Raw genomic sequence first — 16169 nt, 5'->3', positions numbered from 1 at the left:
CTCATACGCACCCCGTCCGCGCGTACCACCGCTCAGCCGCGGTCCAGATATGCCAGCACCGCCAGCACCCGGCGGTTGTCGTCGTCCGACGGGGGCAGGTCCAGCTTCCCGAAGATGTTCGACGTGTGTTTGGCCACCGCCCGCTCCGTGATGACCAGCTGCGAGGCGATGGCGGCGTTCGACCTGCCCTGCGCCACCAGCTCCATCACCTCCCGCTCGCGCGGGGTGAGGCCGCCCATCGGCTTGTCCTGCGAACGGCGCGACAGGAGCTGGGAGATGACCTGCGGGTCCATCGCCGTGCCGCCCGCCGCCACCCGCCGTACCGCGTCGATGAACTGGTCCGCGTCGAAGACCCGGTCCTTCAGCAGATAGCCGACCCCGCCGTTGCCGTCCGCCAGCAACTCCCGTGCGTACAACTGCTCCACGTGCTGCGAGAGCACCAGCACCGGCAGCCCCGGCCGGGCCCGTCGGGCGGCCAGGGCGCACTGGAGGCCCTCGTCCGTGTGCGACGGCGGGAGCCGGACGTCGACGACAGCGACGTCCGGCTCCAACTCGGCGAGTGCCTTGGTCAGTTCGGGCCCGGTCTCCACAGCCGCGGCGATCTCGAAGTCGTACGCCTCCAGCATGCGCACCAGGCCGTCGCGCAACAGGAAGAGATCTTCGGCTAGGACAACTCGCAAGGGATCTCCATGGTCACCATGGTGGGACCGCCCGCGGGACTGCTGACGGCCAGGACGCCGTCGAATGTACCCAGTCGCCGTTCGATACCGCTCAGGCCCGAGCCCGATCCGACCGCCGCGCCGCCCCGGCCGTCGTCTGTCACGGAGATCCGGAGCATCCCCTCCGCGTGGTGCAGATCCACGTACACCCGCTCGGCCTCCGCGTGCTTCGCCGTGTTCGTCAGGACCTCGCTGACCGCGAAGTACGCCGCCGACTCCACCGCGGCCTCGGCCCGGCCCGGCAGCTCGACCGTCACCTCGGATGCGACCGGCAGCCGCAGCGCCAGCGCCTTGACCGCGTCGCCGAGACCGCGCTCGGCGAGGACCGGCGGGTGGATGCCCCGGACCAGGTCGCGCAGCTCGGTGAGGGCCTCCGCCGAGGACTCCCGGGCCATCGCCAGCAGCTTCTTGGCCTGCGCCGGATCCTTCTCGATCAGCGCCTCGATCGTGCCCAGGTTCATGCCCATCGCGACCAGCCGGGCCTGCGCCCCGTCGTGCAAGTCCCGCTCGATGCGGCGGAGTTCGGCGGCAGCGGTGTCCACGGCCTGGTGCCGGGTCTCCGTCAGCCGCTCGACGCGCTGTGCCAGTTGCTCGTCCCGGGTGGGCTCCAGCAGGGTGCGGGCGAGCAGGAAGTGCGACCGCAGCACCGCCTCGGTTGCCCGCATCCCGAAGTGGAAGAGCACGATGCCCAGCGCGAGAGCGGCCAGCCCGGTCAACTGGCTGTCCACCGGAACGAACATGTACCAGTACGGCTCGTCCTGGAAGACCCGCCACAGCCCCGCCGCCAGCACCACCGATTCAATCGGGTAGAGCATCAGCCCGGCGGCCACCACCGCCAGCACCGTTCCCGCCGTCATGTCCACCAGCAGCCACAGCAGATCCCGCCAGGTCGCCGGATCCCTCAGCATCAGCGTGGTCCGCTCCACCTGACCGGTGACACCCGGCCGCAGGTCCTTCGGGAAGGGCCGGTACGGCACCGGGATCCGCACGTCCGACCAGGTCATCGCCCACAGCCGCCGCTGGTTGGCGTGCTTGCGGACCGCCTCCAGCACCACCGGGGTGGTGAACACCCCGATGCCGAGGGAGATGAAGGCGATCGAGAGCATCGCGAGCACGAACAGGGTGATGGACACCGCAAGACCGACCACGGACAGGAACAGCCCCCGCCCCGCCGCCAGCATCGCCGGCCCCAGCCGCCCCGAGAACACCTTCATCGCGATCCCTCTCCCCTCACCGGAGCCGGGCCGATGCCCGATCCGGATGCCAGTCTCACCCGGGCCCGCCCCGCCGCGTCAGCCGGTCCGCCACCCGAAGGGGGTGTACCTGGCACCACCCCCGCATCCGCCCCTTACGCCTCCGCGACCGGGGGCTTCGACGGCTGGGGCGGACCGCCCCCGATTCCTAGATTCGAAGCGTCCCGATCCATTTACCTGACGCTTACCTCCGGGGGAGAGACCACATGAGGCGCAACCTCGCCGCACGCATCGGCGTGTGGAGCACGCACCACCGCAAGACCGCCGTATTCGGCTGGCTGCTCTTCGTCGTGCTCGCCACGGGCATCGGCGGAGCCACCGGCATGGTCGAGATGACCAACGCGGAGAACGGCGCCGGGGAGTCCGCCCGCGCCGAGCAGATCCTCCTCGACGCCGGGCTCGACAAGCCCGCAGGCGAACTGGTCATGGTCTCCGCCCCCGCCGCCGGCGACTGGAAGCCGGCCGCCGAGGCTCTCGCCACCGCCGTACGCGAGACCGGCGAGGCGCAGAACATCGCCCCGCCCGTTGCCTCGAAGGACGGCAAGGACGCCCTGGTCACCTTCGAGATGAAGGGCGACGCCGCCACCTCGCCCGACCGGATCCAGCCCGTCCTGGACGCGGTCGCCGCCGTGGGCGACGACCACCCGGGCGTCGAGATCCACCAGTTCGGCGAGGCCAGCGCGGGCAAGTGGCTCGGCGACCTGCTGGCCGAGGACTTCAAGAAGGCCGAGTTCACCGCCGTACCGCTGGCCCTCGGCATCCTCGTCGTCGCCTTCGGCGCGATCGTCGCCGCCCTGCTCCCGGTCGGGCTCGCCCTCACCGCGTGCATGGCCGCCTTCGGCCTCCTGTCGATCGCCAGCCACCAGCTGCACCTGTTCCAGACGACGTACTCGGTGATGTTCCTGATGGGCTTCGCCGTCGGCGTCGACTACTGCCTCTTCTACCTGCGCCGCGAACGCGACGAACGCGCCGCCGGACGGGACGCCGAGACCGCCCTGCGCATCGCGGCCGCCACCAGCGGCCGGGCGGTCCTCGTCTCCGGCCTCACCGTGATGGTCGCGATGGGCGGCATGTTCCTCTCCGGCCTTCTGCTGTTCAAGGGCTTCGCGCTCGCCACGATCATCGTCGTGTTCATCGCCATGCTCGGCTCGGTCACCGTCCTGCCCGCCCTGCTCTCCTGGCTCGGCGACCGCGTCGACGCGGGTCGTATCCCGCTGCTGAACCGCCGCGCCAAGCACGGCCACACGGGCAGCGGCCGCATCACCGGCCGGCTGCTCGGCCCCGTCCTCGCCCGGCCCCGCACCTTCGTCGTCGCCGCCGTCGTCCTGCTGCTCGCCCTCGCCGCGCCCGCCCTCGGCATGAAGACCGAATCCCTGGGCCTGGAGAAGCAGTTCGGCTCCGACGCGCAGCTCTCGATCGCCTACAACCGCATCACCGACAGCTTCCCCGGCGGTCCTGCCCCCGCCCTCGTCGTGGTCACCGCGCCCGACATCACCACCCCGGAGGTGACCAAGGCCCTGGGCGGCTTCGAGGACGTGACCGTCCACCGGGACAAGAACGTCGCCGAGATCGAGATCCCCCTGCCGAAGGGCGAGGCCGACCTCACCGAACTGCGCGAGCGGACCCTGCCCGCCGCGTTCGACGGCACCGGGGCGCAAGCCCACGTCGCGGGCGAGACCGCCGGATCGGTCGACTTCAACGACCAGCTCCGCCGCGGCATCGTCCCGGTCTTCGCCTTCATCACGGCGGTCACCTTCCTGCTGATGCTGTTCTGCTTCCGCAGCTACGTCATCGCCGTGACGTCCATCGTCCTCAACCTGCTCTCGGTGGCCGCCTCCTACGGGGTGATGACCGCCGTCTTCCAGCACGGCTGGGGCGCTTCACTCATCGGTTCGGAGGGCGTCGGCGCGATCGAGGCGTGGATGCCGCTGTTCGTCCTCGTCGTCCTGTTCGGCCTCTCCATGGACTACCACGTCTTCGTCGTCTCCCGGATCCGCGAGGCACGCGGCGGCGGCCTGGACAACCGGTCGGCCATCGAGACCGGTCTGCGCCGCACGGCCGGCGCGGTCACCGGAGCGGCGGCCATCATGGTGGCGGTCTTCGCGGTCTTCGGGACGCTGTCCATGCAGGACATGCAGCAGATGGGCGTCGGCCTCGCCGTCGCGGTGCTGCTGGACGCCACCGTCGTACGGATGGTGCTGCTGCCCTCCGTGATGCTGCTGCTGGGCGAGCGCAACTGGCGCACCCCGCGCGGGCTTTCCCGGCTCCCGAGCCTGGAGCACGAGGAGCCCGCCGAGCCGGAGCGCGACACCGTACGCGTCTGAGGACAGGGCGGCGACCCCGGAGCACGGTGAACGAGAACCGTGCTCCGGGGCCGCCGGACGTGCTGTCATGCAAGGCCCGACCGGCTGGTCAGGGCGTGTACTTGTACCCCACCCGGCGGACCGTCTGGATGGAACGGCGGTACTCCGCGCCCAGTTTGCGGCGGAGCCGGGCGACATGGACGTCGACGGTGCGCCCGTCGCCCACATGCCCGTAGCCCCACACCGTCGTCACCAACTGGTCGCGGGTGTGCACCCGGTGCGGGTGCGCCACCAGATGGGCCAGCAGCTCGAACTCCAGGTACGTGAGGTCGAGGACGACGCCGTCGACCGAGGCCGTACGCCGGGTGGCGTCGATCCGGACCGGACCGGCCGACCCCCCCTCGGCACCGGCAGCCGCACCGGAGCCCGCGTCGGGCGCCGGCCGGAGCGGGGCGCCGGCGACGGCCCCCGCGAGCGCGGGCTGTTGGTCGGCCGGCACGAGCACCAGGTAACCGATCATCGGCGGCTGGCCGGGCAGCGAGGGCAGGGTGTGCGGCGGGGCCGGCAGCCAGGTGGCCCCGGGCGGGAGGAAGCCCGCCACATCGGCCGGGGTCGCGACCTCGTCGCGGTCCACCGCGCGCAGGCGGTGCCGGTTCGGGTGGGCGGGAACGGAGCGAGCGGTGGGGTGGGCCGCAGCGGGCGCCGGGGACGCCGCGGTGGCGGCGGACGCGGCGGAGAAGGTACGGGTGTTCGCCATGAGGGTCAGCTCTTTCGCGCGAGGAGTCGTCAGGGACGGACTTGCGTCGTACGCGCGGACCGAAGGCCGGGGTGAGCGGCTTTAGTGGGCCTGCGCGTTCCACGCGCGGCAACACACCCGGTCGAAATCATGGTGCTGACGGGAAGGCCAGAACGGTTCGAGGTCGCTGCGACCCGACGCGATGTACTGGAAGCTGGCCATGTCCTCCATTGAAGCAGACATTGCGGCCGTGCATCAGACTCCTCTCGCCCCTCGATACGGCCCGCCGCGTTACGTTCCTCACGCGACGCCGACAGCGGCCACGCCGGAGGGGCCCGCCGGCGAACCTGCGGGCCCCTCGTACGTACGCGATCGGCGTCGGGATCAGACCTGGTCGGCCTTCTCCAGCGCGGTGCAGCAGGTGTCGACGATCAGCCGCGTGACGACGTACGGGTCGACGTTGGCGTTCGGGCGGCGGTCCTCGATGTACCCCTTGCGGTCCTGCTCGACCTGCCACGGGATACGGACCGAGGCGCCGCGGTTGGAGACGCCGTAGCTGTACTCGTTCCACGGGGCGGTCTCGTGCAGACCGGTGAGCCGGTCGTCGATGCCCGCGCCGTAGTTCTTCACGTGGTCCATCGGCTTGGAGCCCTCACCCAGCGACTCGCACGCGGTGATGATCGCGTCGTAGCCCTCGCGCATCGCCCGGGTGGAGAAGTTGGTGTGCGCGCCCGCACCGTTCCAGTCGCCCTTGACCGGCTTCGGGTCCAGCGTCGCGGAGACGTTGAAGTCCTCGGCGGTGCGGTAGAGCAGCCAACGGGCCACCCACAGCTGGTCGGAGACGTCCAGCGGGGACAGCGGGCCCACCTGGAACTCCCACTGGCCGGGCATGACCTCGGCGTTGATGCCGGAGATCCCGAGCCCCGCCGCCAGGCAGTTGTCGAGGTGCTTCTCCACGATCTCGCGGCCGAAGATCTCGTCCGCGCCGACCCCGCAGTAGTAGCCGCCCTGCGCGGCCGGGAAGCCGCCCTCGGGGAAGCCGAGCGGTCGGTGGCCGTCGAAGAACGTGTACTCCTGCTCGATGCCGAAGATCGGGGCCTGGCCCGCGAACTGCTCGGCGACCGGACGCAGCGCGGCACGCGTGTTGGACTCGTGCGGTGTCATGTCGATGTTGAAGACCTCGCACAGGACGAGGACGTCGTCGCCACCGCGGATCGGGTCCGGACAGGTGAAGACGGGCTTCAGCACCCGGTCGGACGCGTGGCCCTCGGCCTGGTTGGTGCTGGAACCGTCGAAGCCCCAGATCGGCAGATCCGCCACGTCCCCCGACGGCGCGCCGTCCATGATCTTCGTCTTGGAGCGAAGCTTGGCGGTCGGCTCGGTGCCGTCTATCCAGATGTACTCAGCCTTGAACGTCACGGACGCCATCCTTTGCGGGTGCAGCGGTCTATGCAGCGCAGCTTGGCAAGATGCGATTTCCCGTCCGTTGCCCGAGTGTGAACCCCGTGTTACCGAGGTTTCCTGCGGTTTTCCGCTGTGCGCGGGCGGCCTCAGGGGCTGCGTTTCAGAGGCTGCTCCTGAGCAGGGCCGAGAACCCGGCCGCCCGCATCCGGCGCACCAGCTCCTCCCGGCTCGACCCCAGCGCGGCGGCCGCCCGGTCCAGCTCCCAGCCGGCCCCGGCCACGGTCCGCAGCAGATGGCCCCGGCGGATCTGGGCGTCGGAGAGCCGGAACGTCTTGAGGTAGGCGACCTGCCCCTGGTGGTCGGTGATCGTCTCCCCGATGTGCTGACCGCCACCGTCCCGGACGAACGGCGGCAGAAAGCGCCACAGAGTGAAGGACTTCATCCGGTACACCCGGTCGAACGCGTACGAGGTGTCCAGCAGCTCCCGCGCGAACAGGGTGTCGTGCGCCTCGGCCCACGCCCGCTCCTGCGCCCGCGCGGCCGACCGCAGCTCCCCGAGGTTCCGGATGTGCTCCGCGCCCCCGATCCGCACCGGAGCATCGGCCACCGGAGCCCCGTACAGCGCGTACTGGTGCACCAGCTCCCCGTAGAGATCCTCCACCAGCGAGCCGTGCAGCAGGCGGTAGTCGTCCGGGTGCGGCACCACGAACGCGGCGGCGAGCGCGTCGGAGACGTACACCATCACCCCGCACTGGCCCGGATGGATCTCGAAGATCCGCAGCGCGTCCGGGAGCCCGCGCACCGACAGCCCGAGGTACGCGTCCTCGGCACGCGGCGAGAGTCCGTCGCGCAGGGCCGTGCGCGACCACTCCTCCCAAGCGGTCGACGGACCGCCGAAGTGCAGCGCGAGATACCCCTCCAGCGCCAGGTGCAGCGGCAGGAACCGCAGCCGGTCGCCGGGCCGCCGCTTGGCCATCCGGTGGTGCGGCACCGGCGGCAGGGGAATGGCCCGGGGCGCGTCACCGCCACCGAACTGGGTGCCGTACGCGGCCGACTGCCGGCCCGCCCCCGGGCCCCGGCCGCCGTCCTCCTCGCCCGACCAGTCGGCGACCAGCCCGTGCGGAATGTACGAGAGATAGCGCTCCCGGGGCCCGAGCTCGACGATCCCCGCACCGAGCCCCTCGTACACCTCGCGATGCAGCCGCAGCCCCGCCACCGGCGCCTCGCGGAGCAGCGGGACGAGCCGGACACCGCCCCACACCTGCGCGGGACCGGCGGTGAGTCCGGTCAGCTCCAGCCGGTTCACGGTGTCACGTCCTCTCCGGGCGCCCGCGCGGTGCGGGCGGTCGTCGGTTCCTGCTCCGGCCGCTTCACGAGCGCGCGCCCTCTCCGCTGACGAACCGGGCCACTTGCCGGTCCAGATACGCGTACAGCTCCGCGGAGCCCGAGCGCCCCTCCGCGAACCGGGCGACCTCCACCAGGGCGGGCAGATCCTCCGCATCCCGGATCCCGGCCGTCGCCACCCCCGCCGCCAGCCGCCGCACGTCGAAACCCTCCGCGTCGTATACGGGGTTGACGTGCACCACCGCCGTCCGCCGCGCCGGATCCAGCCGACGCCGCCACACCCGCAGCACCTCGCCCGCCAGACCCGCCGGGGCGTTGTCCCAGCCGTCCGAGACGATCACCAGCCGGTCCGGCGCGGCCCCGTCGGCCCCCGGCTCCAGAGCGTCCAGGATCCGCATCCCGAGCGGGGTCGGCCCCGACGGACGGACGAGCAGGGCGTCCCGCGCCCCCGAGGTCCACAGCCCCCGGTACGCTCCCGGAGCGGCGAGCACCGCCAACAGGTGGTGGCAGGCCAGCGCCACGGCGAGCGGCCGACGCCGCTTCTGCCCCGAACCGGACGAGGAGAAGCTGTCGTCCAGCACCGCGTGCACCCGCCCCCAGCTCCCCGCGTGCGCGCCCGCCGCCCGCCGGGCCGCCGCGCGCAGGGCGCCGGTGAGCTCGGCCCGGCGCTCGGAGCGCTCCTCGAAACCGAGCGACAGCACGTACAGCGCGAGCCGGGTCAGCGGCATCACCCTCAGATCGACGTCCGGCCGCCGGTCGCCCACCACCCGCTGCTCCTGGGTGCGCAGCCGCTCCAGCCGGGTCATCCGGGGCGCGGCCCGCTTCAGGAACACCTCGCGCTTCATCCCGTGCTGGGCGGCGAACCCCTCCGCCACGGTGAACGGCAGCTCGGCCACGGCCCCCTGCTCGTAGTGGGCGCGCCGCCAGGCGTCCAGCGTCCCGTGCTCGTACCGGGGCAGCCGGCCCGGCCGGAACAGGAACGCCCCGACCTCGGCGAGCGGTCCGCGCCCCTCGGGGCAGGGCAGGTGGATGTGCCGGGCGACGGTCTTCAGCCCGGCCCGGTACTTCACCGCGTCATGGCCCAGATCCGGCCGGGCCGCCAGCCAGTCCCGCATGATCGCCCGGGTGCGCCGGTTGTTGACCTTGGCGCGGCGCAGCTCGCCGAAGAGCCGGTAGACGCGCTGCGGCGGCAGCGTCGCCAGCCGGGCCGCGATCAGCCGGCCCTCGGTCCGCCGCTCCTCGGGGGACGCCTCGTCCGAGGTCTCCAGCAGCCGGCGCACGATGAGCGCCGCGTTGTGGTGATTGATGTCCAGTGCCAGCGAAGCCGCGTACACCCGGCGGTAGTTGACCCGTACGTAGGTGTGCAGGAAGTCCAGGGAGAGCTGCTGGTCGACGGCGCGGGAGCGGAACTCGCGCTGCCCGGTCGCGGTGATCGCCGCGTTCACGAAGAGGAGGACGTCCTCGGCGGCGACGAGGTCGGCGGGGCTGTCGGCGCGGCTGTCGGGCATGTTCATGGTCGTCCCCCGGGTGGCTGGAGTGCCGGCCGGGGAATGGGGGCGCGAACAGCGAAATCATTGCTTCACAGGCAGGTCTCGGAAGTCGCACCGGAGTCCCGCGGCCGGCTCCGGAAACGTAACGGGGCGGGGCGGCCTCGCGCCACCGCATTCGGGTCCGGAGCCGCTCGGGGCCCGGCGTGGGCTCAGGGGCTCGGCGTGGGCTCAGGGCCCCGCGTCCTTCGAGCCTGGCGCGACGGCGGGCCCCGGGCCCCTGTCCGCACGCCCGCCGCGCCCGGCACACTGGCACGTATGACGACTGCGGACACCACTCCTCCTCTGCGCATCGGCCTCCTCGGCACCGGCCCCTGGGCCCGTAACACCCAGGCCCCCGCGCTCGCCGCCCACCCCGGCGTCGAGCTGAGCGGAGTCTGGGGCCGCAGGGCCGAGGCGGCGGACGCCCTCGCCACCGCCCACGGGACCCGGGCGTACACGGGCGAGGAGGGCATCGACGCGCTCCTTCAGGCGAGCGACGCGGTGGCCTTCGCGCTGCCGCCGGACGTCCAGGCCCCGCTCGCGGTCCGGGCGGCGGAGGCGGGCTGCCACCTGCTGATGGACAAGCCGGTCGCCACGACGGTCGCCGGGGCCCGCGCGGTGGCCGAGGCCGCGGAGAAGGCGTCGGTGGCCTCGGTCGTCTTCTGCACGCTGCGGTTCGCACCCGAGACCGCCGCCTGGATCGCCGAACAGGCGGCGGTGGACGGCTGGTTCACGGCGCGCGCCCAGTGGCTGGGCTCGCTCTACGCCGCCGGTTCGGACAGCGAGTACGCGGACTCCCCGTGGCGGCGCGACAAGGGCGGCCTGTGGGACGTCGGCCCGCACGCGCTGTCCGTGCTGATCCCGGTCCTGGGCGAGGTCGAGCACCTGACGGCCGCCGCCGGACCGGCCGACACCACGCACCTGATCCTGCGCCACACCTCCGGCGCGTCCAGCACGGTGACCCTCGGGCTGAGCGCCCCGCCCGGTGCGGCGGGCGTCGAGATCGAGGTGCGGGGCGAGCGGGGTACGGCGTCGATCCCGGGCTGGGCCGGAGCGGAGACCGCGTTCCGGGGCGCGGTGGACGCCCTGGCCGAAGCGGTACGCACGGGAGTGCCGCACGCCTGCGACGCGCGCTTCGGCCTCCACCTCACGGAGCTGCTGGCGGCTGCGGAGGCGCAGGCACAGGCGGCGGGCTGACCGGCGGCAGCGAGCGGCACAGGGCGTCGAGCGCCTCCGGGTAGGCGGATTCGGCGGGGGTCGCGTACCCGACGACGAGCCCGTCGCGGTGGGGGAGGGGGCAGGCACCGGCCCGAGCGGTAAGACGGGCGTTCTCCGCACCCGGGTGCATATAGTCGCCCAGGCCCTCCACCGCGAGCCCCTGCCAGGCCGCCGCCCGGACCGCCGACCGCTCGGTGCCGGGCGGCAGTTCCAGCACCGCGTGCAGCCCGGCCGCGATCCCGGTGACCCGGACGTGCGGGGCCCGCGCGTGCAGGGCGGCCACCAACTGGTCCCGGCGGCGGCGGTGGCGCTGCCGCATCCGGCGTACCTGCCGGTCGTACGCGCCCGACTCGATGAAGTCCGCGAGGGTGAGCTGTTCGGTGGCGCTGGAGAACTGCTCGCGCTCGCCCTTGGCCGCGACGACGGGGGCGACGAGCCGCTGGGGGAGCACCATCCACCCGATCCGCAGAGCGGGGGAGAGGCTCTTGCTCACCGATCCCACCAGCACCACATGGTCGGGATCGAGCCCCTGGACGGCCCCCACGGGCTGCCGGTCGTAGCGGAACTCCCCGTCGTAGTCGTCCTCGACGACGAGCCCGCCGGTGGCCCGGGCCCAGTCGACGACGGCCGCCCGCCGCGCGGGGTGCAGGGGCCCGCCGGTGGGGAACTGGTGGGCGGGCGTGAGGAGTACGGCCCGGTCGTGGCGGGTGAGCCCGTCGACCCGGGCGCCGTCCGCGTCCACGCCGAGCGGCCGGGTGCCGACCCCGTGGGAGGCGAGCAGCCCGCGGTGGAAGGGCAGCCCGTACTCCTCCGCCGCCCACGGCCCGCCGACCACCTCGGCCAGCAGCCGCAGCCCGTGCGCGGCGCCCGAACAGAGCACGATGCGATCCGGCGCGGCCCGCACCCCGCGTACCCGGGCGAGATAGCCGGCCAGGGCCCGCCGGAGCTCGGGCCGCCCGTGCGGATCACCGGGCCCGAACGCGTCGTCGGGCGCGGCGGCCAGCGCCCGCCGCGCCGAGGCCAGCCAGGCGGTGCGCGGGAAGACCGAGGGGTCCGGCTGCCCCTGTACCAGGTCGTGGACCGGACGGGCGGCACGCTCGGGGGTACGGGGCCGGTGCACCGGGGTCACGGGGGCGGCACGCTCGGCGACCCGGGTCCCCGACCCCTGGCGGGCGGCCAGCCACCCTTCCGCGACCAGCTCCGCGTACGCGTCGGCGACGGTGTTGCGGGCCAGGCCCAGGTCGGCGGCGAGGGAACGGTAGGGCGGCAGCCGGGTGCCCGGGGCGAGCCGCCCGCTGCGCACGGCCTCACGCAGGGCGTCCATCAGCAGGGCCCGGCGGTTCCCGGTGCCGGAGAGTTCCAGAGGCAGATCGCTGCCCAGGATCTCCGCCGAATTGACCCATGAATTCATCACAGAAATGCACCCCGTATCCAGTCGCCTGCCGCCCTAGATTCGTACCCATGACGACGACGGAGATCAAGACGAACGACCGCACGACCGCCCCCGCCACCACCGTCCGGAGCAACCCGGCCAGTGCCCGGCTCGACTTCGCGAAGACCGTCCCGAAGGTCTTCCGGGCCGTGATCGGCCTGGACGCTGCGGCCCGCGAGGGCCTGGACCCGGCCCTGGTCGAACTGGTCCAGATCCGCGCCTCGCACCTGAACCGGTGCGCGTACTGCCTGCACATGCACACCGCGGACGCGCGCAAGGCGGGCGAGAGCGAGGAGCGCCTGCACATGGTCGCGGTGTGGCAGGAGGCGGACCACTTCTTCACGGACCGGGAGCAGTCCGCCCTGGCCCTGACGGACGCGGTCACCCGGATCGGCGACGCCGGGGTGCCGGACGAGGTCTACGACCGGGCGGCGGCCCACTTCACCGAGGAGGAGCTGGGCCACCTGCTGGCCCTGATCTTCACGATCAACACCTGGAACCGCATCGCCCTGTCCACGGCCAAGCGCGCGGGCACGGACGAACGCTGAGCCTGCCCGGCACGCACCGGCCCCGGGCTCGTATCAGCCGGGTCGTCAACGGGCCCTCGCCCTCAGGCACCTCGCCCTCAGGCACCACGCCCCAGCGCGTCCCGCACGGCCTCCTCGCTCCGCGCCACCACGGCGGTGCCGTCCTCGGCCGTGATGATCGGCCGCTGGATCAGCTTCGGATGCTCGGACAGCGCGACGATCCACCGCTCCCGCGAACCGGCCTCCCGCGGCCAGTCCTTGAGACCCAGCTCCTTTGCCGCCGCCTCCTGCGTCCGCGTGATGTCCCACGGCTCCAGACCGAGCCGGTCCAGCACGGCCCGGATCTCCTCGGGCGAGGGCACGTCCTCCAGATAGCGGCGGACGGTGTAATCGGCCCCTTCGGCGTCCAGCAGAGTCACCGCGCTGCGGCACTTGGAACAGGCGGGATTGATCCAGATCTCCATGGGGCCAAGGGTACGCGAGGGACTGCCGAAAAGGCCTCTGGCCAGGGGCGATTGTCAGTGGGGGGCAGTAAAATGGAGGGAGTTCGTGAGGGTTCCACCACGCTGCCAGGAGGATGCCGATGGCCGTCGCCACAGTCACGACCGAGCCGCTCGACCGACAGCTCCCGATGCCCTTCCACCCGCCGCTCCCCACGCCGCCCGCGAAGAAGCGGCTGCCCGCCGGCCGCCCCCGCGAGTGGTACGTCTCCCACAACCGCCGCCTCAAGGCCATGCGCCTGGCCATCGCCCTGCTCGACAGCGGGGTCTACCAGCCCTCCAGCGCCGGCAACCACCGGATACGGATCACCGCCGAGCGCCTGGGCATCCACCCGCCGTCCGACACCACCTGCCGCATGGTCCGCGCCCTGATCCGTTACGGCCGCTGACCCCACCGCTCATCGACCGCTCCACCCGTGCCCCCGGCCCCTCTGCATCCGGCCGGGGGCACCGGCACGCCGTCGGCCGCCGTCCGGCACCATGACCTCGACCGAACAGGGGAACGGGCGAAGGGGCATCACCATGGCTGCCGATCTATGGACGTCGGTCGTCTCGCTCGCGGGTGTGGCGCTGGGCGGCGGATTGACAGCCCTCGCCCAACGCGCCACACAACGCGCGGAGGAACGTCGCCAGACCGCAACCACCACGGAGAGCCGCAGGGCCGAACAGATCGACGTACTCAAGGAGTTCGTCTCCTGCGCCCAGGCCGCGGAACGGGCCGCCTACCGCCGCCCCGAGCCGTGGGGCGACGACGAGGACGGCTGGATGACGCAGACGGGCCCGGTCATGACCGCGCTGTGGACCGCGTCCGGCAATGTCACGCTGCTGTGCGACGAGGCCCTGCGCGAGCCGGTGCGGACGTACGGCCACGCGCTGAACGCCGCCGTGTGGCGCGACATCGGGGACGTCGAGGTCAACGAGCACCTGGAGGAGGCGAAGACGGCGTTCATGAACGCGGCACGGGCGAGCCTCGCAGGCGCCTGAGCAGCAGAACGACGACAGGTAGGATCCCACCCCCATGAAGGCACTCATCTCGGTCGACATGGAAGGCATCTCGGGGATCGTCCACTCCTCCGAGACCAACCCCGAGCGTTACGACTACCGGCGCGGCCGGGAGCTGATGACCGCCGAGGCGAACGCGGTGATCGCGGGCGTTCTGGACGCCGAGCCCACGGCCGACGTCCTGGTCGCGGACGCGCACGGCACCTTCCGCAACCTCCTGCCGGAGCAACTCGACCGCCGCGCCCGCCTGGTAAGGGGCAAGCCGCGCGCACTGAACATGCTGGCCGGGCTCGACGAGGAGACGGACGCGGCGCTGTTCGTCGGTTACCACGTCCGCGCGGGCGAGGGCCCGGGCGTGCTGGCGCACACGATGAACGGCGAGATCCTCGACGTACGGGTGACGGGCCGCGCGTCAGGCGAAGGCGTACGGATCACTGCCCACGCGCCGGACGAGGACGTACGGATCACCGCCCCCAAGCCGGGCGAAGGCGTACAGGTCACCGCCCCCAAGCCGGGCGAAGACTCACGGACCACCGCCCGCTCCCTGGGCGAGATCGGGCTCAACGCCGCCATGGCCGGCCACCTCGGCGTACCGGTCGTCCTGCTCAGCGGCGACGACGCGGCCTGCGCCGAGGCGGCCGACCTGATCCCCCAGGTGGTCACCGTCCCGGTCAAGGAGGCCCTGGGCATGGCGGCCGCCGTGACCCTGCACCCGGAGGAGGCCCGGGACCGGCTGCGCCGGGCGGCGGCGGACGCGGTGAGCCGCCGCACGGAGATCCCGCCGCTGGCCCTCACCGGCCCGCTGGACGTGGAGGTCGACCTCGCGAGCCCGCACACGATCGACCTGGCGACCCTGGTCCCGGGCGTCTCACGCACTGCGGGCGCCCGGACGGTCGCCTTCACGGCCCCCGACTACGGGACGGCGTACCGCTTGATCCTGCTGCTGGCGCAGCTCGCCACGATCAGGCCCGCGTAGGCCGCGCACGGCGGACGTCCCGGAAAACACCTCGAACACCGCACGCCTTGCCTCTACCGTGTCCGGGTGACCATCCAGGTGATCGTGCTGAACGGCGGCTCCAGCTCCGGCAAGTCCGGCATCATCCGCTGCCTCCAGGCGGAGCTGCCGACCCCGTGGCTCGCCGCCGCGATCGACGCCTTCGTGGACTCCCTGCCCGCGTCCCTGCGCACGACGGACGCGGGCATCGCGTTCGCGGAGGACGGTGGCGTGGCCATCGGCGAGGAGTTCCGGAGACTGGAGGCGGCCTGGCGCGAGGGTGTAACCGCGACGGCCCGGGCGGGCGCGAACGTCATCATCGACGACGTGTTCCTCAGCGGCCCCGCCTCCCAGGAACCGTGGCGGAAGGCGCTCACAGGCCTGAACGTCCTGTGGGTGGGCGTCCGGTGCGCGAGTGAGGTGGCCGAGGCCCGCGAGATCGCCCGGGGGGACCGCCCAAAGGGCATGGCCGCAGCCCAGGCGGAGAAGGTGCACGACGGGGTGTCCTACGACCTGGAAGTGGACACGACACACATGGAGTCCCTGGCCTGCGCGAGGACGATCGCAGCCCACGTAACCTGACCGCCGACTGAGCGACCTGCCCCTACACCCCTCCCACCCTGCTGGAGCGAGATGACCGACCTGTGGACCGGCGAGCGAGTACGCCTGCGAGGCATCGAACCCCAGGACTGGGAGGGCTTCCGGGCCCTGGCCCTGCACACCGTGGACGCCCGCAACGCCGACGTGGTCGAACCCCCGCGCTCGGACGAGAGCTTCCGTACCTGGGCCGCCGAGCGCGCCGGCCGCACCCCGAACCCGGCCTCGTACCAACTGGTCATCGAGACCCGCTTCGAGCACGCCTTCGTCGGCGCGGTGTCGGTCGGCGAGACGGACACCCGGGCGGGCCGCTTCCGCACGGGCATCGAGGTCACCCGGGAACACCGCCGCCAGGGCTACGCCGCCGAGGCCACCGAACTGATCCTCACCTACATGTTCGCCGAACAGCGCTGCCACAAGTGCGAGGTGGAGGTCTACGCCTTCAACGACGCTTCCCTCGCCCTCTACCGCAAACTCGGCTTCGTGGAGGAGGGCCGTCTGCGCCAGCACGAGTACTTCGCGGGCACGTACCACGACGTGGTCCTGCTGGGCATCACGGCGGACGAGTACTGGGCGGGACGGGCGCGGCCGCTGCTGCGGTGAGGGCTGCG

Annotated in this window: 16 protein-coding genes; 8 read left to right on the top strand and 8 right to left on the bottom strand. The window is 72.6% G+C overall.

Translation table 11 applies throughout. The features are described 5' to 3' along the window. Positions 1-32: 32 nt before the first annotated feature. Together WQO_RS08835 and WQO_RS08830 are read right to left on the bottom strand one after the other, a co-directional pair. Positions 33-680, bottom strand: coding sequence for a LuxR C-terminal-related transcriptional regulator (locus WQO_RS08835; protein ID WP_010057721.1), 648 nt, complete (start codon positions 678-680; stop codon positions 33-35). Further along, positions 665-1933, bottom strand: coding sequence for a sensor histidine kinase (locus WQO_RS08830; protein WP_058953920.1), 1269 nt, complete (start codon positions 1931-1933; stop codon positions 665-667). The genes WQO_RS08835 and WQO_RS08830 overlap by 16 nt, the downstream gene beginning before the upstream one ends. A gap of 245 nt (positions 1934-2178) precedes the next feature. Here WQO_RS08830 and WQO_RS08825 point away from each other — a divergent pair, with 245 nt between their 5' ends. Continuing rightward, entirely contained in the window at positions 2179-4296 is a 2118-nt protein-coding gene (locus tag WQO_RS08825; protein WP_010057723.1) for an MMPL family transporter, read from the top strand. Positions 4297-4384: 88 nt separating this feature from the next. Here WQO_RS08825 and WQO_RS08820 read toward each other — a convergent pair whose 3' ends face one another. The 4 genes from WQO_RS08820 to WQO_RS08805 all read right to left on the bottom strand — a co-directional run bounded on the left by WQO_RS08820 (position 4385) and on the right by WQO_RS08805 (position 9273). Continuing rightward, positions 4385-5032 carry a winged helix-turn-helix domain-containing protein gene (locus WQO_RS08820; protein ID WP_010057725.1) on the bottom strand — a complete coding sequence of 216 codons (648 nt, stop codon included), beginning with the start codon at positions 5030-5032 and terminating at the stop codon, positions 4385-4387. Positions 5033-5395: 363 nt separating this feature from the next. Further along, positions 5396-6430 (bottom strand): glutamine synthetase, encoded by a 1035-nt coding sequence (glnII, locus tag WQO_RS08815; RefSeq protein ID WP_010057727.1) that lies wholly within the window; start codon positions 6428-6430, stop codon positions 5396-5398. 145 nt (positions 6431-6575) lie between these two features. Then, the gene (locus WQO_RS08810) at positions 6576-7721 is read right to left on the bottom strand and encodes an ARPP-2 domain-containing protein (protein ID WP_010057728.1); all 1146 of its coding nucleotides are present in this window, start codon (positions 7719-7721) and stop codon (positions 6576-6578) included. Positions 7722-7785: 64 nt separating this feature from the next. Next, a complete protein-coding gene (locus WQO_RS08805; protein WP_010057729.1) occupies positions 7786-9273 on the bottom strand; it encodes a hypothetical protein in 1488 nt (495 codons plus the stop codon). Positions 9274-9564: 291 nt separating this feature from the next. On the opposite strand from WQO_RS08805, the gene WQO_RS08800 reads away from it, so the two are divergent. Then, positions 9565-10485, top strand: a complete 921-nt coding sequence (locus tag WQO_RS08800; protein WP_010057730.1) for a Gfo/Idh/MocA family protein — start codon at positions 9565-9567, stop codon at positions 10483-10485. Here the strand turns inward: WQO_RS08800 and pdxR are convergent. Further along, positions 10436-11917, bottom strand: a complete 1482-nt coding sequence (gene pdxR / locus WQO_RS08795; protein ID WP_029182018.1) for a MocR-like pyridoxine biosynthesis transcription factor PdxR — start codon at positions 11915-11917, stop codon at positions 10436-10438. The two genes, WQO_RS08800 and pdxR, sit on opposite strands and share 50 nt — an antisense overlap. 50 nt (positions 11918-11967) lie before the next feature. Between pdxR and WQO_RS08790 the strand changes: the two genes are divergently transcribed. Continuing rightward, on the top strand, positions 11968-12486 hold the full coding sequence (locus WQO_RS08790) for a carboxymuconolactone decarboxylase family protein (RefSeq protein ID WP_010057734.1): 519 nt from the start codon (positions 11968-11970) through the stop codon (positions 12484-12486). Between the two features lie 77 nt (positions 12487-12563). On the opposite strand, the gene WQO_RS08785 is transcribed toward WQO_RS08790, so the two are convergent. Further along, positions 12564-12929, bottom strand: coding sequence for an ArsC/Spx/MgsR family protein (locus WQO_RS08785; protein ID WP_010057736.1), 366 nt, complete (start codon positions 12927-12929; stop codon positions 12564-12566). Between the two features lie 119 nt (positions 12930-13048). On the opposite strand from WQO_RS08785, the gene WQO_RS08780 reads away from it, so the two are divergent. The 5 genes from WQO_RS08780 (at position 13049) to WQO_RS08760 (ending at position 16161) form a co-directional block, all read left to right on the top strand. After that, the gene (locus tag WQO_RS08780) at positions 13049-13354 is read left to right on the top strand and encodes a hypothetical protein (protein ID WP_030718660.1); all 306 of its coding nucleotides are present in this window, start codon (positions 13049-13051) and stop codon (positions 13352-13354) included. A 133-nt stretch (positions 13355-13487) separates the two neighbouring features. Beyond that, positions 13488-13949, top strand: coding sequence for a hypothetical protein (locus tag WQO_RS08775; protein ID WP_010057738.1), 462 nt, complete (start codon positions 13488-13490; stop codon positions 13947-13949). A gap of 34 nt (positions 13950-13983) precedes the next feature. Beyond that, positions 13984-14943, top strand: coding sequence for a M55 family metallopeptidase (locus WQO_RS08770; protein WP_010057739.1), 960 nt, complete (start codon positions 13984-13986; stop codon positions 14941-14943). Between the two features lie 66 nt (positions 14944-15009). Continuing rightward, positions 15010-15543, top strand: a complete 534-nt coding sequence (cpt, locus tag WQO_RS08765; RefSeq protein ID WP_010057740.1) for a chloramphenicol phosphotransferase CPT — start codon at positions 15010-15012, stop codon at positions 15541-15543. 51 nt (positions 15544-15594) lie between these two features. Then, positions 15595-16161 carry a GNAT family N-acetyltransferase gene (locus WQO_RS08760; protein WP_010057741.1) on the top strand — a complete coding sequence of 189 codons (567 nt, stop codon included), beginning with the start codon at positions 15595-15597 and terminating at the stop codon, positions 16159-16161. Positions 16162-16169 lie beyond the last annotated feature (8 nt).

Source organism: Streptomyces globisporus C-1027, assembly GCF_000261345.2.
GTDB classification, from domain to species: Bacteria; Actinomycetota; Actinomycetes; order Streptomycetales; family Streptomycetaceae; genus Streptomyces; species Streptomyces pakalii.
The sequence above is the reverse complement of the archived record's forward strand: the minus strand, read 5'-3'. Positions and strand labels throughout refer to the sequence as shown.

Coding starts and splice junctions, on each gene's coding strand:
- WQO_RS08760 (WP_010057741.1), top strand. CDS start 15,595: ATGACCGACCTGTGGACCGGCGAGCGAGTACGCCTGCGAGGCATCGAA.
- WQO_RS08800 (WP_010057730.1), top strand. CDS start 9,565: ATGACGACTGCGGACACCACTCCTCCTCTGCGCATCGGCCTCCTCGGC.
- WQO_RS08820 (WP_010057725.1), bottom strand. CDS start 5,032: ATGGCGAACACCCGTACCTTCTCCGCCGCGTCCGCCGCCACCGCGGCG.
- WQO_RS08825 (WP_010057723.1), top strand. CDS start 2,179: ATGAGGCGCAACCTCGCCGCACGCATCGGCGTGTGGAGCACGCACCAC.
- WQO_RS08770 (WP_010057739.1), top strand. CDS start 13,984: ATGAAGGCACTCATCTCGGTCGACATGGAAGGCATCTCGGGGATCGTC.
- WQO_RS08790 (WP_010057734.1), top strand. CDS start 11,968: ATGACGACGACGGAGATCAAGACGAACGACCGCACGACCGCCCCCGCC.
- WQO_RS08830 (WP_058953920.1), bottom strand. CDS start 1,933: ATGAAGGTGTTCTCGGGGCGGCTGGGGCCGGCGATGCTGGCGGCGGGG.
- WQO_RS08805 (WP_010057729.1), bottom strand. CDS start 9,273: ATGAACATGCCCGACAGCCGCGCCGACAGCCCCGCCGACCTCGTCGCC.
- WQO_RS08780 (WP_030718660.1), top strand. CDS start 13,049: ATGGCCGTCGCCACAGTCACGACCGAGCCGCTCGACCGACAGCTCCCG.
- WQO_RS08775 (WP_010057738.1), top strand. CDS start 13,488: ATGGCTGCCGATCTATGGACGTCGGTCGTCTCGCTCGCGGGTGTGGCG.
- WQO_RS08785 (WP_010057736.1), bottom strand. CDS start 12,929: ATGGAGATCTGGATCAATCCCGCCTGTTCCAAGTGCCGCAGCGCGGTG.
- pdxR (WP_029182018.1), bottom strand. CDS start 11,917: ATGAATTCATGGGTCAATTCGGCGGAGATCCTGGGCAGCGATCTGCCT.